This is a genomic window from Streptomyces sp. DSM 110735 (assembly GCF_016482685.1).
Taxonomy (GTDB): domain Bacteria; phylum Actinomycetota; class Actinomycetes; order Streptomycetales; family Streptomycetaceae; genus Streptomyces.
In genome coordinates, this window is the sequence record NZ_JACYHF010000001.1 from 83,762 (window position 1) to 106,210 (window position 22,449).

Below are 22,449 nucleotides of genomic sequence, written 5' to 3' on the forward strand. Positions count from 1 at the left end.
GTCAGAGTGTGATCCAGTAGCGCCGTTTCACACCGATAGGGGTGGTGCGGACGTCTTCCAGGACACCGCCGTTCGCCTCGATGGTGCGCGCGGAGGGGATGTTGCCGTCATCGCAGGTCAACAGGACTCGGTCGAGACCCAGGCGGCGAGCCTTCGGGAGGACGGAGCCGAGGGCCCAGGTGGCGTGTCCTCGCCTGCGGGCCGAGGGACGGATGCTGTAACCGATGTTGCCTCCACCCTCCAGGAGCAAGGCGTTCAGGTAGTGCCGTACATCGATCGCCCCCAGATACGTGTCGTCCTCGACGATCCACAGGTGCGTCGCGTGCACGCTGCCCTCCGGCATGGGCATCGACCGGTCGGACTGCTCCTGTAGGCGCCTCACCCAGTCCTCGAAGCCCGAAACGCTGTCGAGATCCGTTCCTGCCAGTCGCAGTCCGCTTCCGTCCTGGTGAGCATTGGGACCCCACTCCTCCCGTGCCTCCATCCACGAGGCCAGAAGACGGGCGGTGGGCTCTATAAGTCTGGGCATACCGAGGAGATTAACATCCATTCGATTCTGCAAACAGGTCATTCCGGCCGGGTTCTCGATCTGGCCCGACGGAATACGAAATGACACTGTTTCGCGGCCGATCGACCCGAGCGCGGTTAATTTCAAGAATGATCCGCCCGGCGTGTACCCGCCCCACTGCGCGCACCTGACGATCCGTCGCATCGCAGGGATTACGAGCCGTCACTCCCCGTACACAACCGTTGAGTCCAACCCGAGTAGCCGCCGCTTAGCTGCGATGTAGGCAGCCCTCGTAGCGTCCGCATGCGTCCGATGCGTGATCTGGGGGGATGTGAAATATGGATCTAAGGCAGCTCAGTACGTTTCATCGGGTCATGACCCACATGAGTTTCACCAAAGCCGCGACCGAGTTGCGGTACGCACAGTCCAGCGTGACCGCACAGATCAAGGGTCTTGAGGCCACTTTGGGCATGGAGCTCTTCGAACGGCTCGGAGGAAAGATCCGGCTCACCCCGGCCGGCGAGCGGCTCGTTCCTTACGCGGAACGAATTCTCGCGCTTGTCGATGAGGCGCGGTACTCCTTGTCCGACGAGACCGAACTATCGGGGACTCTGACCATCGGGGCGGTCGAGAGCCTGATCTCCTATCGCATGCCTGTCCTCCTCGAATTCTTTCACCACCGCTACCCCCGGCTGCAGTTGATCTTGCAGTCGATCACCTGCAGCAAGGCACACGAGTCCGTGCGCAGGGGTGTGCAAGACGTGGGCTTCCTCATCGACGCCGAAACTCGGCACGATGGACTGGTAACCAAAGTGCTCGGGGCCGAACGGCTGGTGGCTGTGGTCGCGCCCGGCCATCCGCTGAACCGCGCCTCGCAGGTATCGACGTCCGATTTACGAGCTTTCCCGGTACTTGCGCCAGGGACGGACTGCTCCTACCGGGCGCTCTTGGAGTCGGAGTTCAACAAGGACGCCGAGACTCCCGTCTCCCTCCTCGAGTTCGGCAACATCGAGTCGGTCAAGCAGGGGATCGCGGCTGGGGTCGGTCTCAGTGTGTTGCCAGCGGCCGCTGTAGCAGGGGCCGTCAAGGAGGCACGGCTGAGCGTGCTCGACTGGCAGCCATCCGTCGAGGTCTTCGCCCAGATCATCTGGCGGCAGGGCCGGCAGCTCACCCGAGAGACACGGATCTTCGTCGACCTGGCCACCCAGGCCATGCGCCAGGACGGCGAGTCGCTTGTCGACACGTTGTCAGGCCCTGGGTTTCGCCGAGACTGAGTCAGCGGTCCCTTGTTGCGGATCAGCTCGGCCCTTGCACAGAGCCGACACCAGCAGCAGTGGGGAGCGCCGGCGCCGGGAGATCGCAGTGGAAAGACGCGGTCACGAAGGGCCGGGGCCCCTGCGAGCCGCACGGCCCAAGGGGAACAGGGCGACGGCGCCTCGCCCGGACAGCGGGCGAGGACCGCCAGGCTGCTGATGGCTCACCACAGCGGACTGAGCGCGAGCCGCACCCGGCCGAGGCTGTCGTCGTCCACCCGCAGACGGATCACCCCAAGGGCCCCTCGACGACCCATTCGACGACACCGCGACCCACGAGATCATCGAGGAACTCGCTCACGTCCGCGCTCACCTCCGCGGGGTCGGCATCGTATGCGGCGGCGACGATGCCGACGATGTCGGCGACGCGGTTCAGCCCGTCCGCCGATTCGTAGATCAGCTTCGCCACATCGGTGAGTTCCAGTGCGTCCGCGTCGATACCGATGACCAGGTCGCCGGCGACCCGGCGGACGCGGACACCGAGGGCACGACGCGGTACACGAAGGCTGGTACTCATGAGGTCTCCACCCGCATAGCGATGTCCTGGCAGATGGTGAGCACGGATCGGATCCACGGCCGTGCGTCGGCCGGGTCATAGTCCCGCATCGTCTCCAGTGCCCAGTACTTTTCGAAGGACAGCACCTCGGGGGCAGCCGTCTTGAACCGGTTGGGGCGCCACTTGGGCATGTGGCTGCCGTATTCGCCCGCGCTCTCCAACAGCGAGTCGACAGCGTGGCCAAGCGCCCGGCGAGCCGACAACACCGCGCTGTGCAGATGCCCGGACTCCAGTTGGCCCAACGCGTCTTCGGCGGCGTCATCGGCCAAGCCGAGCGACCGGACCACGACGATGGAGCGGAAGGCGGACTGCTTCAAGACTTGGTACTTGGCTTCGATCCATTCGCTGCCCAGCAACGGGCGGCAGTGGGCGAGGCGGGCCAGGGAGGTCTCCTCGCGTGGCGAGAGGATCTCGCCGGCGAAGACGCCACCCGTGTACTTCTCCCAACTGATCTTGGCGAGCATCTGGTCGATCTGGCTCTCCAGCCAGTAGGTGATCTCCCAGCGACGACTGTTCTCGTAGAACACCTCGCTTCGCACCCTTGGCGGGTTGAGCGGCATCAGGGTGGCGTTGCAGGTCTCTGTCTGCCATTCCTGGGTGGTGACGACGTAGATGTCGAAGTCACTGCGGGAGTTTTCCCAGCCACGGGCGACCGAGCCGACGACGAAGGCGGCGACCGTGTCGTCGGGGAGCAGGTTCCGCTCTCGGAGCGGGGCCAGCCAGTCGGCCGGGTGCTGCATCGGGGTGGGCATCGCGATGACGGGCTGCTCACTCATATGCGGCACGCCAGCGACATGCCGTCGGCGACGGGGAGCATGACGACCTCGACTCGGGGATCCTTGGCGAGCCGCGTGTTGAACTCGATGACCGCGCGGTCGGCCTCCTTGACCGGTTCCAGCACCCGGCCACTGCGAAAGACGTTGTCGAAGGCGACGATTCCGCCCGGTCGAGTCCGCACGATCAGTTCCTCGAAGTACTCCAGGTACCCCTCTTTGTCGGCGTCGACGAAAGAGAAGTCCAGGTATGGCTCGACCGGTAGCGCGCGCAGCGTCTCGATCGCCGGCGCGATGCGCAGCTCGATGCGGTCCGCGACGCCGGCCGCCTGCCATGCTTCGCGGGCCACCGGTGTCCAGTCATCGGTGATGTCGCAGGCGATCAGGCGGCCGCCGGGCTGCAGGCCGCGGGCGATCGCGAGGGAGGACATTCCGGTGAAGCTGCCGACATCGACGGCTTGACGCGCGCCGAGAGTCCGGACCAGCAGGGTGATGAGAGCGCTTTGCTCAGGTGCGGTCTGCCAGTGCGCCACCTTGGGCAGCGCCGTGGTCTGCTCGATCAGCCGGTGCTGCACAGCGTCGAGGGGGACGCTGTGCGCAAGCATGTAGTCGCGCAGCGGGGCTGGTATGAGGAGTGTGCTGTCCTTCACGAGGCGGTGGCCTTTCCAACGGTCGAGTCGGTGGGGATGCGGCTGGGAGTGGTGGCGCCGCCGACGATCCGGTCAGCGGTGTCGAAGAGCTGGAGCACGTGCTCGGCGAGTTCAGGTGCCGTGCAATGGTCCGTACGCAGCACTGTCCACTCGGGATCGTCGGCGACCTGCCGGGTAGTCAGCTCGTCGAGCCGCACGATCTCGTCCAGGTGGCGGTGCAGGAAGGCGTTGACGGCGTGCTTGGCGGGTCCCTCGCGAGCCGCCATCCGTTCCCGTCGGGCGGCAGGACCACAGGTCAGGTAGACCTGCACGGCGAAGCGGGGGACTCGGGCGCGGATCCACTCCGGTGCCAGGTATCCCTCGCCAGGGGTCAGAAAGGTGTTGAACGAGTACTGCGTCAGCCAGTACCGGTCTTGCACCCTGACGTCATCTGCTTCGGACGGCCCCTGTGCAGCCGCCAGTTCGGCGTCGACGATGAGCTGTGCGGAGCGCATGCTGTTGAACCGGCGCCACAGCTGCGGGTCGCGAAACGGTCGGTCCGTGGCGCCCTCGAAGACCGCCACCGCTTCACTGAGCATCGCGTCCACGAGTCCGCCGTTGGTCAACGTGCCGTGTGACTGTGTGACCTTGCGGCCCCGCGCGCGCAGACCGGCGGTGATGAGCCGGGAAAGGCTGGTCTTGCCGCTGCACTCGTGTCCGTCCAGGAGGATTCCGGAGATGAAGGGACGCTGGACGATGGTCCCTGGACTCGGGTCAGGCGTCACGGGCGACTCGCAAAGAGTGCGGTGGGAACGGTGATGGGTGCGTACCGGTCCCGCAGTCCGTTGAGGAGCGTTACCGCGCGGACCGGGTCGGTGGCCCCCGCCGTCTCTTCGGAGAGCATCAGCCCGGCCACCCCCTCCGCCAGCAACTCGCTGACGGTGGCGAGCTCCGATCGGTGCGGCAGCCAGCCGGCCGCTAGGCTGGTCAGCAACTGGGTGCCGACGAGCGCAGGGCGTCCGTTCGTGCGCGCCGCATCCAGCACCCGGCGGCAGGCCGCGTGGAACTCGACCGGGCCGGTGTCGAGCAACAGGTCCCCGCGGCCGAGCAGGATCCCGTCGGCGGCTCGGGCGACCTCGTGGGCCGCGGCCGCCCCGGCCGCCGTCTCGATCTTGGCGACCACCGCGGGCAGTGGTCCCTGGCGGACACTCTCACGCAGGACGGCGCGGGCCCGGTCAACGAGATCGGCCGACTCGGTGAAGGAGAGCACCACAGCGTCGAACGGTGTACCGGCCATGGCCCGCAACCCGGCGAGGTCGTACGGGGTGAACTCCTGTGCGTCCCCGGCGCTGCGAACACCGGGAAAGGAGAGCCCCCGCCGGATTCCGATCACTCCGGTGGTCAGTGGTACTGCCGTCCACGAACCGGCGGTCTGTCCGACAATGCGCAACGCGTCCTCCCCGTCGCCGATGACGACGAGGTCGCTGACCTGTGGAAGCAGGTCGCCAGGGCCGAGACCGGACACCCCGAGGTGGGGCACCGGACCGGTGAGATCGGAGGGGCTGCCGTCGAAGCGCAGCACGAGTTCGGTGACGCCGGCCAGATCCAGGTAGGCGTCGTTGGTCAGCCGCGGCTTGGCGCCGGGTAGGTCAAGCACCAGCTCGGACGGCAGACCGAGGCCCGCGGCGAGCTCGCGAACGACTTCGGCGAGGGTCGCGAGCTGGGCGACAGGGGTCTTGGAGGCCGTGAAGCGGAATACATCCACTCCGGCTTTCAGCAGGTCGCCGAGCGTCTCCCGTGAGGAGCACGCCGGTCCGACCGTAGCGACGATGTGAGTCATGCCGGCCCGCTCAGATCCGCGCACCGAGCAGCCCGAGCGTCTCGGCAGCTCGGGTGGCAGGGCTCGCGTCGAGGCGGGCCAGACCCGCGTGTATGAAGGACAGACTCAGCCGGAAAATGAGCCAACCCACCTCCTCTTGCTCGCGCCTGGTGAAGTCGAAGGGATCTCCGAGCATCTCGGGGGTCCAGGCGCCCAGTCGATCGTGCAGGTGGACGGGCACCAGGGACAGCGCGCTCAGGCCGTAGCGCAGCAACACCAGGCAGGCCAACAGCTCGAGTCGGGCGGCCTCGTTCGCATCGGCAGGGCGGTCGAAGTAGGCCTCCAGGAACTTCTCGCGCAGCCCTCCGTCGATACCGAGCGAGAGCATCGCGTTGGCCACGTCGTACAGCGGGTCCCCGATACCGAGGTGGTCGAAGTCGATGAGCCAGGCGCGCATGCCGTCGAACAGGACGTTGCCGCGGTTCAGGTCGTTGTGACAGAGCCGCTCCGCGACCCCGAGCCGCCCGAGCGCGTCGCGCAGGGTGTCGAACCGCTCGGACGCTTCGCCGTAGACTGCAAGCCCTGGGATCGTGGCGACCAGTTCCGCCACCGCGGCGCTCGCGGCGATTTCCTTGCTCACGTGCAGCCGCGGCTCACCGCCCATGTCGAGGGTGTGCAGCTCGCGCAAGACCCGGGCGAGCGAGAGGGCCTGCCACAGAGGGAGAGGCCGGGCGCCGGGGGCGCCATCGATCTCGTCCATGACCAGCACGCCGGCCGCGGGATCGGCGTGCTCGACCAGCGGGCCGATCCGGCGTTCACCGAGGAACCGGGCTGCCTTGAATTCCGTCGACACAACGCCTTCTTCAGCGAATTGCAGCTCGACCAGGCGTGCGACCCGACGAGTGCCACCAGCCACGATCGAATAGGTCGACGCCCATGGCGTAGGGGTGGGCGGGAAGGCACGAACCGTTGCCTCGTCGCCCAGCCCGAGGAGCTCAAGAACACCCGCAATCCGGGCATCAACGCACATGGATGACCTCTTTCTGATCAGCGTCAGTGCAACATCCAACGGCTGCGTTTCTTTCGTCAAGGAGTCGATCGGTGTTGTCGATCAGGGTTTTCGAGAATTTCGATGTAGTGCCGTCCGGGAACCAGGTCATGACTTATTGCCGTTGCACATGAGACGCAGGTGGCTGCCACTTGACGGTGTTGGCAATCGGTGCTTACGCTGCGCCGACATCAGCAAAGGGGCATGTGATCTTGCTGAGTTCGAACTGAGAAAACGCAATGGCCAAGAGCTGGAGAATCAATCGCGCCTTTCGGTGCGCGGAAAAGAACTCCCAAATGAAGAGGTATGTACGCCTGACTCCCAGCACCGCGCAGTTGTAGCAGTCAGGCTTTGTTGCTGTTGCGGGCGCGGTCGAGTTGCCATCTCGCGAGGGTGTAATCATGCACGAAGATATTGCGATTGTCGGAGTTGCCTGCCGGTATCCTGACGCAGCATACGCAGGCGCATTCTGGGAGAATCTCGCGAACGGACGATCCGGGATCACAGAAGTCGGCCCGGACAACTGGAGTCTGGATACTTTCTATTCGCCTGACGGCATTGAGTCGGGGCAGGTGAACACGAAATGGATCGGCAGCCTCAGCGGTTCGCGCAACTTTGATCACGCGTTCTTCAACATCTCGCCACGCGAGGCGGTCGCGCTGGATCCGCAGCATAGGATCCTCCTTGAGGAGACATGGCATTGTCTCGAGGATTCCGGCCTGCCGATCGACCTGCTCCGCCGGTCGCGGACGTCGGTGAACATCGCCCTGTCGGTGCACGACTACCTACTCAAATCCACCGCCAGCAACAAGCGCGTGGATGTGTTCGACCCCGTCGGCAACTACCACTGCCTGTCGGCCAACCGAATATCATATTTCATGGATTTGTGTGGGCCCAGTCGCGCAGTGGACACCGCCTGCTCGTCCTCACTGGTGGCGCTGAGCCACGGTCGCCAGGATCTGCTGCACGAGGACTGTGATTTCGCCTTCGTCGGCGGAGTGAACCTGGTCTTCTCCCCCTGGCGCTATCTGGCATTCACGCAATCCCGCATGCTAAGCCCGGACGGACGCTGTTTCACCTTCGATTCCCGGGCAAATGGATACGTGCCCGGTGAGGGCGCCGGCGTGGTGCTGCTGACCAGGCTGTCGAACGCCGAGCGGCTCGGGTGTCACGTGTACGGCGTGCTCAAGGGAATCGCCACGAACCACAACGGGCACAATCGCAACATCACCGCTCCGAGCGTCGCGGCACAGGTCGATGTCATTTCCCGCGCACTGACCGACGCTCAGGTGGACCCTGCCCAGGTGAGCTATGTGGAGGCGCACGGCACCGGCACCAGCCTGGGTGATCCGATCGAGATCGAGGCGCTCGACATCGCCTACGCCCGGCGGGAACGGCCGTCACCGCTGTCAGTCGGCTCGGTCAAGACCAACATCGGTCATGTGGAAGCCGGCGCGGGCATGGCAGGGTTGATCAAGGTCCTGCTCATGCTCGGGAACAAGACCATCGCACCCACCTTGAACATCGAGCGGATCAACCCGCTCATCGAAAACGCGGCGGAGCGAATCGAATTCCCCGGCGACGCCGTGCCGTGGTTGAGCGAAGGGCCGCGAACGGCGGGTATCAGCTCATTCGGATTCGGTGGCGTGAACTGCCACGCCATCGTGTCGGAACACCGGCCGCGTGAGCGTGGCCCGGACTCAGTGCGCGAAGGGGTGACCGAAGGAAGTGGCTCGCCGGTGTTCACCCTCGCGGCGAAGACTCCCACCGCACTTAAGCGTTCGCTCGGCGAATGGTCCCAACGCGTGCGATCCGCCTCGGCAGAGGAGCTTGCCGAACTCTGCCGGGCAACGAACCAACGAGATTTGACGCTGCCGTACCGATTTGCCAAGCGTGCGGGTGATCTTGTGGCCGCACTCACCCGCGTAGACGGAGAGATCCGGCATAGCGAAGGCCCGCCGGAACTCGCGATACTCCTCACGGCCGGCCCCCTCGGGTCGATTGGCGACCCGGCCGTGGCAGCGCACAGATCGGCCGTGTTCGCCGAAGCCGTCGCAGACTCGACGAGTCTGGCTTTGGGCCCGTTCGCCACCCGATTGGCCTTGCTACGGGCGTTGGCCGAGCGCAATGTACACGCGACCGAGTTGGTCGCACTCTGCGGCAACAGTGCCGCTGCCGTCATGGTGCATTCCGGGATGATCTCGATCGCTGACGCTGCCGTGGCGCTGAACACCGACGGCGTTCTCGTGGCGACAGCCCCGCCGACCACCGCAGTGCACATCGGTGGGCAGTCATTCCTGCCCAGCGAGGTAACGGCAGAATACTTGGCAGAACTCGCCGACACGTGTGCTCGATCGGTGACCGCAGTCGCAGGTTACGCGGCACAGGCGGCCGGTCTTCTCGGCCACCAGCACACCTTCACTCGCGCACTCAGCTCGTGGGCGAACCCGACGCGTGCTCACGGGCTGGTCTTGACCGAGGCTGTTCACGACTTCGCCGGGATCGCGGATTCATTGACGCCTGAGCACCGCGCGATGATAGCCCTCGCAATCGACGTTGCTCACGCAGAAATCGACCACGCCTGGGGTTTGACATCTGCCGGATGGCTCGACGCGGGTACCCACGAGCTGGCGAATCTCGTCCGCCGGAACATCGTTTCACCCATGACGGCACTGGATATCCTCGCCGGGACAGCCGATCTGGCGGCAGTCGCAGCGCAGGCGCGCGAGCACCGCGATGTTCGCTCCGCGGTGCCGACGGACCTGCCGCTGCTGCGGCAGCGAACCACCGAGCAGCACTGTGGTCTTCGCATTGATGCCACACAGGTTGAGGCGGTGTCGGATGTCCCGGACGATGTCCGGGCGGATCGCCTCGCCATCATCGGCAGCTTCGGCAGCACGGATTCCACGGTCGGCGCGGTGCGGATCGACGCACCGACAGCGGATGCTTTCGCCACCTGTCTGATCGAGCTCTGGTCTGCCGGCTGCGAGATCGACTGGGCCGGTGCGCAAACCGGTGTCGAGCGCATCCCTGGGCTCCCCGGCTACTCATTCGATCCGAATGAGCACTGGCATGAGGACGGGGTGTTCAGATTCGACGGCCGTGAACCGGCCACGACCTCTGTGCCGGCGGAGCAGTCGGCGAATGCTCAGCGTCACAACGAACACAAGGCGAGCGATCGGTCAGCAGAAGCGGCCCAGTCCGTCCCGGCGACCATGTCGGATGACGACCTGGCAGCGGCCCTGCGGCAACTGTTGCGCCAGTTGGTGGGGCAAAGCACCGGGAATCATCTCTCCGTGGTGCAGCCGGACACCGAGTTCGCCGACCTGGGCATTGATTCGCTGACCATCCACTCGCTCAACGGAGAACTGTCCCAGCGCTTCGGCGAGGTCGCGGTCACCCTGTTCTTCGAGTGCCGCGACATCCGGTCGCTCGCCGACCGCATTCTCCGGGACTACCGACCAGCCGTCGCCACCTATTTCACCTCCCCCACCGGCGGTCATCGCGCGCCCAGAACCGAGCCGCGGCATCCGCAACCGTCAGTCGCGCAACACACCCCGGACCACGGAACGCGCCCAGACGCGGCACGGCACCCGACACCGCCGGAGCGGCCGGTGCTACTTCCGCGGTGGCGCGACGCGGAACGCGAACGCGGTGGCGCATCGCCGATTGCGATCATTGGGCTCGACGCCAGGTTCCCAGGCGCGGACTCGCTCGACGCGTTCTGGGCCGCCCTGTGCGACGGTGCCGACTCGATCACCGAGATTCCGCGCGATCGCTGGGACCACGACCGCTACTTCGATCCCCGCCGCGGCGTGCCGGGCAAGGTGTACGCCAAGTGGGGCGGATTCCTCACCGACGTCGACTGTTTCGACGCCGCGGCTTTCGGTATCGCACCGTCAGAGGCACGGTTCATGGATCCGCAGGAACGGTTGTTCCTGGAGTCCGCATACGGGTGCCTCGAGGTCGCAGGCTATTCCCGAGAGCGCCTGCGCGCCCAGCACGACAACGAGGTCGGTGTCTTCGTCGGGGCCAGTTACAACAACTATCAGCTGATCCAGTACGAAGCCGACCTGGCGAGGCAGGGCGGCGCGACGGGCGTTCTCAACTCGCAGTCCTACGCGATCGCCAACAGGGTGTCGTTCACCTACGACTTGCGGGGCCCCAGCCTCACCCTGGACACCGCGTGTTCGTCCTCGTTGTACGCCGTCCACTTGGCCTGCGAGAGTCTGCGCCGCGGTGAATCCGCGCTGGCACTCGCGGGCGGGGTGAACCTGTCGCTGCATCCGTCGAAGTACCAGATGATGGCGCGATATCAGTTCCTCTCTTCCGATGGGCGGTGCAGGGCCTTCGGCGACGGTGGCGACGGCTATGTGCCTGCCGAGACGGTCGGCAGCTTCCTGCTCAAGCCCCTGGACGCCGCCGAACGCGACGGCGACCGGATCTATGGCGTCATCCGAGGCAGTGCGCTCACCCACGGCGGCCGGACCAACGGATTCACCGTCCCCAATCCGGCCGCCCAGGCACTGGCGATCGAGCGGGCGCTGCGCCAGGCCGCTGTCGATCCAGCCACGATCAGCTACATCGAGGCGCACGGCACCGGGACCCAGCTGGGCGATCCAATCGAAATCGCCGGTATCACAAAAGCATTCGGCTCGGCACGAAAGCAGTACTGCGCCATCGGCTCGGTGAAGTCCAACATCGGCCATGGCGAGGCGGCGGCCGGTGTGGCTCAGGTTGCCAAAGTGGTTTTGCAGATGCAGCACCGCACATTGGTTCCGTCGCTGCTGCACACCAAGCGGACGAACCCCTCGATCGACTTCGCGAACTCACCGGTGTACGTGCAACAGAGTCTCGAGGAGTGGAGCCCCACGCGCCTGGGGCCCGGCGACATCCCCTTGCGCGCCGGCATCACTTCGATCGGTGCGGGCGGCACCAATGTCCATCTCATCATGGAGGAGTACCGCGGATGAGTACCGGTCTTCCATCGAGTCTTGCCGATCGCTACGTCCTGACGGTCTCGGCAGGCAGCGCCGAATCCCTCACGGCCCACGCCCGTGGACTGGCCGCCTTCCTCTCCGGCGGTCCGCGTTCCGGGAGACGCGCGTTCCCCCGCAGCAGCGCGACGCTGCCCGGCGTGGCTGCGACGCTGCTGAACTTCCGGCAGTGCGCGCCGTACCGGCTGGCGCTGAGCGCTGCCACCGTCGCCGAGGCAGCTGACAAGCTCATCGCCTTCACCGAGCACGCTGTGAATCCGAAATCGCTTGCACCACAAGGCTTGTATGCGAACGTCATCCACACGAGCACCTTCGACGGAGACGCCGTAGAAGGCCAGGACCGGAATTACCTGCTGGGGCTTGCCGCGAGTGCACGCCACGATCAGCTCGCGAGGCTGTGGTCCGTCGGGTTCCCGGTCGACTGGCGGCACGTCTATCCCGAACTGGTTGCCGAGCGTCCGGTCTACCTGCCGCCGGCGCCATTGGACCGGCGTAGGTACTGGCCGGAAACGCCCGAGGCCGCGACAACCACGGAAGCAGCTGCGCTGCCAGACGGCGACGCGGCCGAGCAGGTTCAGCCGGTCGGCAGCGCGCAACCGGGGAACGAGCCTTCACAGCTCGTCGCCGACCTGACCGGCCTACCGACCGCACTTCGCGTGCGCCGGCTCTGCGGCTATCTGCAGGCCCACATCGCCGGACTGCTCGACTATCCGGAGGGGGAGCATCCCCACACCGACATCGGATTCTTCGACCTGGGCATGTCGTCCCTTCATCTTGGGCAGGTGCGCCAGTCCATCATCGCCGACACCGCTTTCGAACCCAGCGCGACGTCGGCTTTCGACCATCCGACCATCGCTGATTTCGCCGCCTATCTGGAGCGCGAGCTGACGCTCAAGAGCGAACCTGGGACCGAGTCGGCAACTCCCGTGGCCCCCACGGCCGCACCGGCCGTGACGAAGTCTGGTCAACCCCTCCTGTTGCACACCCTCGGCCAGGACGACATCGATCGGCTGTCCGCCCACGATCTCGAACGCGCAGTCATCGAGGTGCTCTCATGACGCGCTATCTCGACGCGGAACACGAGATCCGCACACTCAAAGCGCTACTGCGCAAGTCGCTCGACACGATTCGCGAGCTCAAGCAACCCTCCTCGGTCGCCGGACCTGCGGAGCCGATCGCGATCATCGGCATGGCTTGCGAGCTACCGGGCGGGGTCACCACGCCCGAAGATTACTGGTCCCTGCTGCGGTCCGGTCGCGAATGCGCACGCGACCTGCCTGCCAGCGAATGGGTGGCAGATGTCTATCGCCGCTACTTCGACCAGAATCCGCGCGCGGCCCGCTACGCTCGCGCAAACTATCTCGACAGTGATGTCATGCGTTTCGATCCGCGCGCCTTCAACATCTCCCCGAAGGAAGCGCGGGACATGGACCCGACGCAGCGACTCGCGCTGAAACTCACGGCTCAGGCACTGGAGCGCGCGGGGTACCAACCGCGGCGCATCGACGGGCGTGTCGGGGTGTACTTCGGGGTCATCGGCGGCGAATACGGCGCGCTCGCCCGACAATCGGCCGAGCCGGGTTCGTACGCCGCCACCGGCTCGCTCAATAGCGTGGTGGCCGGCCGGATCAGCCACACCTTCGATTTCGGCGGGCCTGCCGTGGCCGTCGACACGGCGTGCTCATCGTCATTGGTCGCGCTGCACCTGGCCGGTGAGGCCATCCGCGCCGGAGATTGCGATGTCGCCGTGGTCGGCGGGGTGAACCTGCTGCTGGACCCATCGATCTTCACCGTGCTGTCGGGCATCGGCGCTCTCTCCGCTGACGGTCGTTGCCGCCCGTTCGCTGCGGACGGTGAGGGCTACGGCCGCGGTGAGGGGGGCGGGGTGGTTGTGCTGAAGCGTTGGAGTGACGCCGTGCGCGACCGCGACAACGTACTGGCCCTGGTGCGCGCCACGTCGATCAATCACGACGGAACCTGCAGCGGACTGACCGTACCGAACGGACGGGCGCAGCGTGCCCTGATCGAGCAGACCCTCAAGCGATCGGGTCTGCGAGCCGCCGACGTCGACTACCTCGAGGCCCACGGCACCGGTACCCGGCTGGGGGATCCCATCGAGATGTCGGCTGCGAGCGCGATCTACTGCCAGGACCGTTCCGCGGATCGACCGCTCGCCGTCGGCTCCGCAAAGGCACAGATCGGACATCTTGAGGCCGCGTCCGGCATCGCCTCGCTCATCAAACTCGTTCTGGTACTGCAAAAGCGCCGAGTGCCAGCACAATTCGTCGCGGGCGAAGCCAACCACGACATCGACTTCGAGCGCCTGTGCCTGCAACCGACGGTGACTGAAACACAGCTGACCTCCGCGCAGCCAGTCGGTGCGGTCAGCTCCTTCGGCTTCAGCGGCACCAACGGGCACGCCATCCTGTCGGCCGTTCCTCCGGCCGGGATCGCGCGGGCGGGGCAGCGGTCGAGCGCTCAGCCGGTACTGCTGTCGGCTCGCTCGGCCGCCGCGCTGACCGACCAGGTGTGCCGTCTGGCCAAACATCTGACCGAGGTCGATGCCGACCTCGAGGACGTCGGATTCACGCTGGCAGTAGGCAGGCACCACGGGCCGTTTCGCGCCCACCTGCTGGCCGAAACCCGCGAACAAGCAGTGCGCACCCTTGAAGCCAGGCGCGCCACGCCACAAATTGTCACCTCATCGCGGCTGTTCCGCGCCGGTGCGGCCAAACTCGCCTTCTTTGTCGGGGCGGCGGATCGTGGGCGGCAGGCCCGCCAGTGGTACGGCATGTTCTCCGCGTTCCGCGACGGCTTCGACCGAGTCGACGCGGCCTGGTCCAAACTGGGTGAACCGGCACTGACCCGCTGGATCGACTCGGACCACCATCCATCCAGCGCCGTGGAGTCCGCCGCCCTGCAGCTCGGGCTGCTGTGCGGCACGGTGCGGCTGTGGCAGGCATTCGGCCTCCAGCCGGCGATCTGGATGGCCGAAGGCATCGGATGCTTCGCGGTTGCTGTCGAGACCACCGCTCGCACACCACAAGACGCCCTCGCTGAGCTGAGTCGACTGGTCGAAGAGTCCCAGGTACGTCCTGACGGGAGCATCGACTTCTCCGGACTGCCAACTCCCCCGACCGGTGGCGCACCCACCCCTCACCTTCACCTCGACGCCGCCGTGATCTGTCCCCGTGATGGTGATTTCGTCGGTCCTGACCAACTGGCCGACCCGGCCTACTGGGCTGCGGCCGCTACCGCGCGAACCGACATCTCCGCGGCCGGCCGCCTCTGCGTGGAACACGATGTGCACATCGGCATGTTGCTCGGTGAGGGCGGTGTGACCGCGAGTGTCCGGCAGCATCTCGATCCGGTTCTAACTCTTGTCGACACCGCCGAGGATGCAGACGATCCGCGGCAGGCCCTCGTCCGGAGCCTGTTGCGTATGTACGAGCTGGGCTTCGACATCGATTGGCACCCTCTCTACGAGAACACCGCAGCGCGCCGGATCACTTTGCCCACGAGTGCCCTGGACGAAGCGGTGTACGCCTTCGAATCCGCTGCCCGGCAGCCGGCCAGAGTCACAACGCCCGCCCGGTCCGGTGTACTGCAACCGATGCGACACCTTTCGCCTGGTGACAACCTCGAAGTGGATTTCGAGCTCGACCCTGTTGAGCTGGCCCTCTCCGACACACACCATGTGGTTCACATCGGTTACTTCATCGAAATGCTGTTGCGCGGGCTGACCACAGTCGTGCCAGGCCGCGAGTTCGAGGTGGCCGACATGCATTTCAGCACGGCACTGGTCCTGCGCGACGGGCCCGGCATCGTCCGGTTGGTGTTCAACGGGTTGCGCGGCGACCGCGCCGGTTTCACCTTCCACTCGCTCGCCGATGCCGCGAACAACCAATGGCAGCAGCACGCGCACGGAACGCTCATCGAGCGATCACCAGCGGCGGAATCGGTGCGTGCTCATCCGCAGGTCGCGGAACGCGTCTACTCGGGGGCCGAGTTCTACGCCGGCATGGGCGCGCGTGGAATGCGTCTCGGACCAAGCGTGCGTGCTGTCGGAGAAGTGTTCCGTGACGATTCCACTGTCTGGGCCACCGTCGCCGCAGAACACCGCGCTGCCCCGGCGCAGGCCGCCGCCCGGATCGCTCCGGGGCTGCTGGACGCCTGCTCGCAGCTGTTCCACGCCGCGCTGCCCGGCGAGCAGTCGACGCGGGCGTTCATGGTGGAGCGATTGCAGGGCCTGATCGTTCACTCCGGGGCGCCCACCGCGGTTACCGAACTGTATGTCGAAAACCTGCAGGTCGAATCCGGCAGTGCGCTCGCTCACGGTCGCATGGCGGTCCGCGACGTGGAAGGCCGGACCGTGCTCCAATGCGCCACCGCCACCGTGCGTGTCATCGAAGGAGGAATCGAATCGGTGCTGGCCGCCGCAGGACCGGTCGGTGACACTCTGCGCCTCACAGCCGACGACCTGACAGCCGCCACCGCAGGAGGTCGAAGCGCTGTCGAATGTATTGTGCGACGGCTGCTGGCCCGGTTGACCGACGCGCCGGAGGACGGCATCGGGCCACGTGATTCGACGACCGCGCTCGGCATCGATTCCCTGCAGGCCACTACTCTGCACCGGGCGCTGCGACCGATCGATACGGACGGACGAGTTCCGCTGGCCGATATCGTTGCCGGAATTTCCGTCTCCGAGCTGACCGCACGACTGCTCGGCAGGCGCAATGGTGTGGTGGTGGACGATCTTCCGGCGATGGCCCCGGCGACGGCACGCACCGGCGCCGGCTATCTGAAGCGGCGGGTGGAGACGGCACGAGTACGCCTGTTGTGCATCCCTTACGGTGGCGGCAGCACGCTGCTGTTCCAGCGTTGGCAGGGGTTGCTCGGCGACGAGGTGGACGTGTGCCCGGTGGCACTCCCCGGTCGCGGCGAGCGTCTCGGCGAACCACTGGTACCCAACGTGTACGACGTCGTGGACGCCCTGGAACCAGAAGTCGCCGAGGCATGCGACAAGCCCGTTGTCATCTACGGGCACAGCGCGGGCGCACTGATCGGTTACCTGCTGGCGCTGCGACTCCGCCGGCGCGGCATCACCGCTGTGCGGCATCTCGTCATCGGTGCCTTCAGCGGCCCAGGACTCAAGGAAAATCCTTTCTATCGCGATTCTTTGCGCACCCTCGCGGCTGCCGGGTACCCGGACCTGCCGAGCGCCGAACAGATCCGAGGGCTGGACGCGGAGGCACTACGCGAGCTCGCGCGACTGCTGCTGCTCCCCACCCCGTCGGACGTGGACGCCGAGTTCCTGCGCCTGACACTGCCGATTCTGGTCAATGACATTCGCCTCGTAGGCAGCTTCCGGCCCGCCGATGCGCATGTGCTCGACATTCCCATCACCGCGGTCCACGGCACCCAAGAGGACCGAGTGACCAGTGACGAGATGCGCGACTGGCGCCATCACACCTCCGCAGGCTTCGACTTCCACACCGTGGTCGGCGACCACTTCTTCCTCCATCCGGACCAGCGGCAGCATGAACTGCTCGCCATCATTCGTGAGGTTGTGAATGACGACCGTAGACACCCCTGAAATCGAAGTGCTGGTGGTCGGCGCGGGCCCTGTCGGCCTCACCCTCGCCTGCGCGCTCGCCGACAACGACGTGCGGATACGTATCATCGACAAATTCGAGCACTGGTCACCGCTGAGCAAGGCCATGACGCTCACACCGCGCACGCTGGAGTGCTTCCACATGCTCGGCGTCGCCGCCGAATGTCTGCAAAGCGGCATCATGTCCCGACGGATCAACCATTACACCCAGCGCGGACGCACTATCGGCGTGGCGGATCTCGCCGAGCTCGAGGGCGACTATCCGGGGCTTCTGCAGCTCAGTCAGAGCGACACCACCGGCATCCTCGACCGGGCGGCGGCAGAGCGGGGTATCACCGTTGAACGTGGCCGCGCACTGATTGACATCGAAGTGGACGGGGACAGCCATCGCTGTTCCCTGCTTGACGCCGATGGCCGAACCTCCACGGTCACCGCACGTTTCGTGGTCGGCGCGGACGGCGGCCGCAGCCGGGTTCGGCAGATCATCGGCGCGGACTTCGACGGTGCGGAACAGGATGAGACCTTCATCATGGCCGACATCGAGATGAGCGGGTTTCCGCATCACGCGCACGAGCGACATCAGTTCTGGCTTGACGAAGGCACCTTCCTCGCGGTTCTGCCCATCGACGGCCGCATGTTCCGGCTAGTCTCCACCTGCCGGGTTGCCTCCGCGGAGGTGGACGAGGAATTCGTGCTGCGTCGATTCAGTGAAGTGCTGAGCGCAGTCGGTCTCGACGCGGTGGTTCTGGGCAATCCGTATTGGATCAGCCGATTCAACCCCCGGCAGTTCATCGCCGACAGCTTCCGGAGCCAGGGAATCTTCCTGGCCGGGGACGCCGCACACGTGCAGAGCCCCATCGGCGCACAGGGATTGAACACCGGCATCCAGGACTCGATTGATCTGGCCTGGAAGCTGGCCCTGGTGTTGCGCGCCAAAGCGGGCGACGCTCTGCTCGACAGTTACCACGACGAACGGTTTCCAGTGGCGCAAGCCCTGTTCGCCTACAACAACATGCTGAGCGAACGCGTCTTCGGGCGGAACCGGTGGAAACGAAGGCGGCTGCGTAGTCAGAACAAGCGGCTGCGTCGACGCGCGTATCACACCGCGGAAATAGCGAAGCTCAGTCAATTCGCCGTGTCCTATCCCGCACCGGCGGGATCCGTCGTACGTTCCCGAATTGTCCCCGGCCGGCGTATGCCGACCTGCACGCTGACATCGGCTTCGGGTTCGTTCGACCTGCTGCGTGAACTGGGCGCGCGGCGGCATGTCGTCATGGCTTTCGCAGGTGCGCACGACACTGACGAGTCGCTCGTCGGGCAGGCGCTGGAAAAGTACCGGGAGCGTCTGGGGGACGACGCATTCCGCGCCTACACCGTGCACGACAGGACATCTGCGGGCCAGCGGTTCGACAGGCCCGCGGGTCCGCACGCTCTGATCGACATCGCCGGGCGCTGCCGGGACCGCCTCGGTCTCCAGCCGGGAGACGTCGTGGTGATCCGTCCCGACGGCTATGTCGGGGCCATCGCGGACGCGACATCGCTAGCAACCCTCGACGACTACCTCGACCGCTTGTTCGTTTGATCGCCACATCGGATCTCGCGACGGTGAACTGATAGAAGGGGAACACCGTGCCAGTCATTATGTTCGCGGGCCAGGGCTCGCAGTATGCGGGAATGGGACGCGACCTGTTGGACGAGTTCCCTGAGCACCTGGCACGCGCGGACGAGGTGCTGGGTTACTCCGTCCGCGATCTATGTCTCGGCGAAAACGGGCAGTTGAACTCTACAAAGTTCGTCCAGCCCGCGCTGTACGTCGTGAATATATTGACCTACTTGCGTGTTCGGCGAGAGTGTTACATCGAACCGAGCGCACTGCTCGGGCACAGCCTTGGCGAGTACTGCGCATTGCACATCGCGGACGTCTTCGACTTCGCCACCGGACTCGCCCTGGTGGCACGCCGTGGGGAGCTGATGGCGGATGCTGCCGATGGCGCCATGGCGGCGGTCGTCGGACTCGACACCGACGCAGTGCACGACGCTCTCACAGCCTGGAGCGGAGACGGACTTTGGGTAGCCGGTTACAACACGCCAGATCAGACCGTGCTCTCCGGCTCCCCTGATCAGGTGCGTGCCGCCAGAGATCACTTCCTCGATGCCGGGGCGCGAAATTACGTCCCGTTGAACGTCAGCGGTGCGTTCCATTCCCCATTGATGGCGGCAGCCCAGTCGGAGTTTCAGCGCGTACTGGCCCGGGTCGACCTCAAGGCTCCGCGCATACCGGTGGTGAGCAACATTACTGGCGCGATTCACACTGCAGACCGGATTGGACACCATCTGGGCGAACAGATTTCGGGCCCGGTCCGGTGGGTGGAGAGCATTCAGCTGCTGGCAAGCCGCGGCGAAACCACTTGGATCGAAATCGGCCCTAAGAGGGTGCTTACGCCGATGGTCGAACAGACTTTGGCGGTCCACAGCAGGGCGATGAGGGAGCGTCCGGACAGGACGGTCTAAGCGCTGTCCCGTAAATGATCTTCGGGTTGACTCAAGCACGGTTGGCCGCTGTGGGACCCGCTGGCTTACCCGGAAAGGGCGAGGTTGTGCATCCGCGCGATGCCGAGCATGGCGTGATGGACACCGTCGTCCTTCAAACGACAATCGCGGAGGATCTTCCAGGTCTTCATGCGGGCGAAGACGTGCTCGACGCGGGCGCGGACCTGTTTGTGGGACTTGTTGTGGTCCTCCTTCCAGCCCGGGAGTTCGCTTTGTCCGCGCTGCCGGCGGTGAGGGATGACGAGTCCGGTGCCTGGGTAGCCGCCGTCGGCGATCGTAATGATGTTGCCCACGGCAGCCTTGGCGCCGGATTCCTCCCAGGCCCTGCAGTCGTTGCGATTCCCGGCGAGCGGTCGACCGACCACGACGATCAGGCGGGTGTCGGCGTCGATGACGACCTGGTGGTTGGTGGAGTATCGGTAGTTCTTCGACCGCTCGGCGATGGTGTGATCCCGGGTGGGGACCAGGGTGCCGTCCACGATGAGCACGGTGTCTTTGGCGAACCGCTTGCGGGGCTGGAGGGCGAGCCTCGGCCCGAGGTGGTCGATGATGCGGTCCGCTGCCGACTTGGACACCCGGAACAGCGGGGCGAGTTGGCGCATGGTCAGGTTCGTGCGCCAGTAGGCCGCGACCAGCAGGGCCCGGTCCTCCAGCGGAAGGCTCCACGGCCGGCCCTTGCGGACGGCGTCAGCACCCTGGCGCCTCAGAGCGGTTACCAGCTTCCCGAACTGCCTCGGGCTCAGCCCGCTGAACAGGGCTATCCAGGATGGCTCCGACGCCGTGATTACACCAGCCACGGCGAGATCGTCTCACCTTGATCATGGCGCGGGGCCGCCGTCCTCTGACGGGAGACATCTCGGTCGCCCGGACGGATTCGGCATGAGAGCCTCACGCCCGTGGCTACTGAAACCGAGGTGGGAGAGCTGTTGCACCAGCGCGGCTGGAGGTCGGCGTTCACGGTCGCCGAAAGGGTGAACGCCTGGGCTGCCCTGGTGAGCGCCATCGAGCGCGGCTACGGCGACGACATCTACGAGTACACCAATGACCTCTACTGCCGAAACTGGCTGCACGAGGCGTGGCTCCTGCTGGACGAACACGTCGTCCAGCTCTGGACCCCGCGGATCAAAGCCTTGGACGCGCAGTACAAGGCCGCGACTGTCGACGACGACGGCCACGCACTCGATCATTTCCACAGGCTGCCTGGCCCCGACCTGTGGTGGTGGCGGCGCCACCCCCGCATCCTCACCGGAGACCTCGGACGTTCGCTGCGCTCGGCCGGTGCCATCGGCGCCGACCCGGGCACGACATGACCCTCAGCCTCGAGGGATTACGGGACAGCACTTAGTGGCACTTCGTCTGGTTCTTCTGGTTCTTGGGAGCCATATGGGAGCCGACCCACTCTCTAATCCTCCTCCAGACCACCTGAGACCGCCCGACCACAACGCCTTTACCAGGCGACACAGCAAAGCACCTGGCCTCGACTCCAACCGAACCTCATTCGGGACGAAGAGGTCGTGGGTTCAAATCCCGCCACCTCGACAGCCGTAGTACCAGGTCAGGGGCCTGATCCATCAAGTGGATCAGGCCCCTGATCCTGTTTGGCGGGTTGGATGGGGAGCCGTCTAGGCGCCGAGTTCGGTGACTGACTCCCTGGTTGCAAGCAGCCGAGTAGAGCCAGGACGGCCGACCAGTGGGGCAGCGTCACTCGCACGGAACTGGTGACATCGGGCCCCTCGCCAGCGGCGCCACGGGCGGGCGGACGGGTCCAGGAAGAATCCCGAGCCATTCCGATGGGTCCTGAGGAATCTCAAGCCGCGGTCCTCTCCGCCTCACCGCACCGTCACGGTAACGAGTCCGGGACCCGGGAGTTTCGTCGGAGCGGTGTCGCCGTACCAGGAGAACTCCAGGGCCGAGAGCCTGCCGTCGCTCACCCAGACCAGCAGTTCGCCGAACAGTTCGCCGGAATCGTCCGTGACCGTACCGGTGGCAGGGATGACGCCGTCCTCGATTGCCGCTGCCGGAACACCGGGTGGCACGTCCAGATCGATGCTCGGGGAATCGCTCCCCCAGGTGCGGGTGACGCGGGTCTGCGCCAGTTGGTTCCTCAGCCCCTGCGCGCCCGGGAACTCCACCGAGAGGAGCTTGACGAGGACGCGCTGTTCGAGGGGGGAGAGCGGTCTGGTGGCAGGGCGGTCCGTCATGGTGTCTTTCCTGGGAACTTGTCCTGGATGAACGCGGTTCCGACGCGGGGTATCCCCTTGACCATGGCACCGCGGATGGTGACCAATTCTCCGTCGATAAGGTCGTCGCTCTCCCCGAGGCTGTTGACGATGCGCCGGAACGCTTCGGCGCGTCCTCCCGAATTCTTCACTATCTCCTCGAAGTCGTGCTTCGGAGGATCAATGACGCGTTCGAGCTTTCGCGGCGTATTGTTCATCTCGAAGGCCTTGTCGAGCGCCTCCTGAGTGCACTTCACCAATCCCGTCGGGTCGATCCATCGGAAGGGGTCGAACGGGTGGCGGGCAGGCGTGCAGAGCCCTTCGGGTGCACGCCCTTGAGCCAACCCGCTCCCCGAACCCCGCCCATGCCATGCGACACCAACCGAGCTAACCCCTCCGACCTGCGGAAACGCGATCGAAGCT

Annotated in this window: 17 protein-coding genes; 7 read left to right on the plus strand and 10 right to left on the minus strand. The window is 65.7% G+C overall.

Annotation, left to right across the window (positions count from 1 at the left end; translation table 11 throughout):
- Position 1: 1 nt before the first annotated feature.
- Positions 2–529, minus strand: coding sequence for a GNAT family N-acetyltransferase (locus tag IF655_RS00340; protein ID WP_199581358.1), 528 nt, complete (start codon positions 527–529; stop codon positions 2–4).
- Between the two features lie 317 nt (positions 530–846).
- Between IF655_RS00340 and IF655_RS00345 the strand changes: the two genes are divergently transcribed.
- The gene (locus tag IF655_RS00345; RefSeq protein ID WP_199581359.1) at positions 847–1,782 is read left to right on the plus strand and encodes a LysR family transcriptional regulator; all 936 of its coding nucleotides are present in this window, start codon (positions 847–849) and stop codon (positions 1,780–1,782) included.
- 268 nt (positions 1,783–2,050) lie between these two features.
- Here the strand turns inward: IF655_RS00345 and IF655_RS00350 are convergent, their stop codons facing one another.
- The 6 genes from IF655_RS00350 to IF655_RS00375 are packed head-to-tail and all read right to left on the minus strand — an operon-like array spanning position 2,051 to position 6,688.
- A complete protein-coding gene (locus tag IF655_RS00350; RefSeq protein ID WP_199581360.1) occupies positions 2,051–2,338 on the minus strand; it encodes a PqqD family protein in 288 nt (95 codons plus the stop codon).
- Positions 2,335–3,153: a hypothetical protein gene (locus IF655_RS00355; RefSeq protein WP_199581361.1), complete on the minus strand. Its 819-nt coding sequence runs from the start codon at positions 3,151–3,153 to the stop codon at positions 2,335–2,337. Before IF655_RS00355 ends, IF655_RS00350 begins: the two co-directional genes overlap by 4 nt.
- On the minus strand, positions 3,150–3,755 hold the full coding sequence (locus tag IF655_RS00360; RefSeq protein ID WP_199581835.1) for an O-methyltransferase: 606 nt from the start codon (positions 3,753–3,755) through the stop codon (positions 3,150–3,152). Before IF655_RS00360 ends, IF655_RS00355 begins: the two co-directional genes overlap by 4 nt.
- A gap of 41 nt (positions 3,756–3,796) precedes the next feature.
- Positions 3,797–4,564 carry a hypothetical protein gene (locus tag IF655_RS00365; protein WP_199581362.1) on the minus strand — a complete coding sequence of 256 codons (768 nt, stop codon included), beginning with the start codon at positions 4,562–4,564 and terminating at the stop codon, positions 3,797–3,799.
- On the minus strand, positions 4,561–5,619 hold the full coding sequence (locus tag IF655_RS00370) for a pyruvate kinase (RefSeq protein ID WP_199581363.1): 1,059 nt from the start codon (positions 5,617–5,619) through the stop codon (positions 4,561–4,563). Before IF655_RS00370 ends, IF655_RS00365 begins: the two co-directional genes overlap by 4 nt.
- Positions 5,620–5,629: 10 nt before the next feature.
- Positions 5,630–6,688 carry a phosphotransferase gene (locus IF655_RS00375; RefSeq protein WP_199581364.1) on the minus strand — a complete coding sequence of 353 codons (1,059 nt, stop codon included), beginning with the start codon at positions 6,686–6,688 and terminating at the stop codon, positions 5,630–5,632.
- Positions 6,689–7,047: 359 nt separating this feature from the next.
- Here IF655_RS00375 and IF655_RS00380 point away from each other — a divergent pair, with 359 nt between their 5' ends.
- The 5 genes from IF655_RS00380 to fabD are packed head-to-tail and all read left to right on the plus strand — an operon-like array spanning position 7,048 to position 19,768.
- Entirely contained in the window at positions 7,048–11,619 is a 4,572-nt protein-coding gene (locus IF655_RS00380) for a beta-ketoacyl synthase N-terminal-like domain-containing protein (protein ID WP_199581365.1), read from the plus strand.
- Entirely contained in the window at positions 11,616–12,701 is a 1,086-nt protein-coding gene (locus IF655_RS00385) for an acyl carrier protein (protein ID WP_199581366.1), read from the plus strand. Before IF655_RS00380 ends, IF655_RS00385 begins: the two co-directional genes overlap by 4 nt.
- Complete coding sequence (locus IF655_RS00390) at positions 12,698–17,239, plus strand: beta-ketoacyl synthase N-terminal-like domain-containing protein (RefSeq protein WP_199581367.1); 4,542 nt, start codon at positions 12,698–12,700, stop codon at positions 17,237–17,239. The genes IF655_RS00385 and IF655_RS00390 overlap by 4 nt, the downstream gene beginning before the upstream one ends.
- Positions 17,217–18,839 carry an FAD-dependent monooxygenase gene (locus IF655_RS00395; protein ID WP_199581368.1) on the plus strand — a complete coding sequence of 541 codons (1,623 nt, stop codon included), beginning with the start codon at positions 17,217–17,219 and terminating at the stop codon, positions 18,837–18,839. The genes IF655_RS00390 and IF655_RS00395 overlap by 23 nt, the downstream gene beginning before the upstream one ends.
- Positions 18,840–18,898: 59 nt before the next feature.
- A complete protein-coding gene (gene fabD, locus IF655_RS00400) occupies positions 18,899–19,768 on the plus strand; it encodes an ACP S-malonyltransferase (protein WP_277952640.1) in 870 nt (289 codons plus the stop codon).
- Between the two features lie 65 nt (positions 19,769–19,833).
- Here fabD and IF655_RS00405 read toward each other — a convergent pair whose 3' ends face one another.
- Positions 19,834–20,604, minus strand: a complete 771-nt coding sequence (locus IF655_RS00405; protein ID WP_199581370.1) for a transposase — start codon at positions 20,602–20,604, stop codon at positions 19,834–19,836.
- Positions 20,605–20,703: 99 nt separating this feature from the next.
- Here IF655_RS00405 and IF655_RS00410 point away from each other — a divergent pair, with 99 nt between their 5' ends.
- Positions 20,704–21,117 carry a hypothetical protein gene (locus tag IF655_RS00410; RefSeq protein WP_199581371.1) on the plus strand — a complete coding sequence of 138 codons (414 nt, stop codon included), beginning with the start codon at positions 20,704–20,706 and terminating at the stop codon, positions 21,115–21,117.
- Between the two features lie 519 nt (positions 21,118–21,636).
- Here the strand turns inward: IF655_RS00410 and IF655_RS00415 are convergent.
- The gene (locus IF655_RS00415) at positions 21,637–22,008 is read right to left on the minus strand and encodes a hypothetical protein (RefSeq protein ID WP_199581372.1); all 372 of its coding nucleotides are present in this window, start codon (positions 22,006–22,008) and stop codon (positions 21,637–21,639) included.
- Entirely contained in the window at positions 22,005–22,283 is a 279-nt protein-coding gene (locus IF655_RS00420) for a hypothetical protein (RefSeq protein ID WP_206775265.1), read from the minus strand. Before IF655_RS00420 ends, IF655_RS00415 begins: the two co-directional genes overlap by 4 nt.
- Positions 22,284–22,449: the final 166 nt, after the last annotated feature.

What these genes read in the sequence shown, in the direction of transcription:
- IF655_RS00380 (WP_199581365.1), top strand. Translation starts at nt 7,048, where the DNA reads ATGCACGAAGATATTGCGATTGTCGGAGTTGCCTGCCGGTATCCTGAC.
- IF655_RS00345 (WP_199581359.1), top strand. Translation starts at nt 847, where the DNA reads ATGGATCTAAGGCAGCTCAGTACGTTTCATCGGGTCATGACCCACATG.
- IF655_RS00350 (WP_199581360.1), bottom strand. Translation starts at nt 2,338, where the DNA reads ATGAGTACCAGCCTTCGTGTACCGCGTCGTGCCCTCGGTGTCCGCGTC.
- fabD (WP_277952640.1), top strand. Translation starts at nt 18,899, where the DNA reads ATGTTCGCGGGCCAGGGCTCGCAGTATGCGGGAATGGGACGCGACCTG.
- IF655_RS00340 (WP_199581358.1), bottom strand. Translation starts at nt 529, where the DNA reads ATGCCCAGACTTATAGAGCCCACCGCCCGTCTTCTGGCCTCGTGGATG.
- IF655_RS00355 (WP_199581361.1), bottom strand. Translation starts at nt 3,153, where the DNA reads ATGAGTGAGCAGCCCGTCATCGCGATGCCCACCCCGATGCAGCACCCG.
- IF655_RS00390 (WP_199581367.1), top strand. Translation starts at nt 12,698, where the DNA reads ATGACGCGCTATCTCGACGCGGAACACGAGATCCGCACACTCAAAGCG.
- IF655_RS00385 (WP_199581366.1), top strand. Translation starts at nt 11,616, where the DNA reads ATGAGTACCGGTCTTCCATCGAGTCTTGCCGATCGCTACGTCCTGACG.
- IF655_RS00370 (WP_199581363.1), bottom strand. Translation starts at nt 5,619, where the DNA reads ATGACTCACATCGTCGCTACGGTCGGACCGGCGTGCTCCTCACGGGAG.
- IF655_RS00395 (WP_199581368.1), top strand. Translation starts at nt 17,217, where the DNA reads ATGACGACCGTAGACACCCCTGAAATCGAAGTGCTGGTGGTCGGCGCG.
- IF655_RS00415 (WP_199581372.1), bottom strand. Translation starts at nt 22,008, where the DNA reads ATGACGGACCGCCCTGCCACCAGACCGCTCTCCCCCCTCGAACAGCGC.
- IF655_RS00360 (WP_199581835.1), bottom strand. Translation starts at nt 3,755, where the DNA reads ATGCTTGCGCACAGCGTCCCCCTCGACGCTGTGCAGCACCGGCTGATC.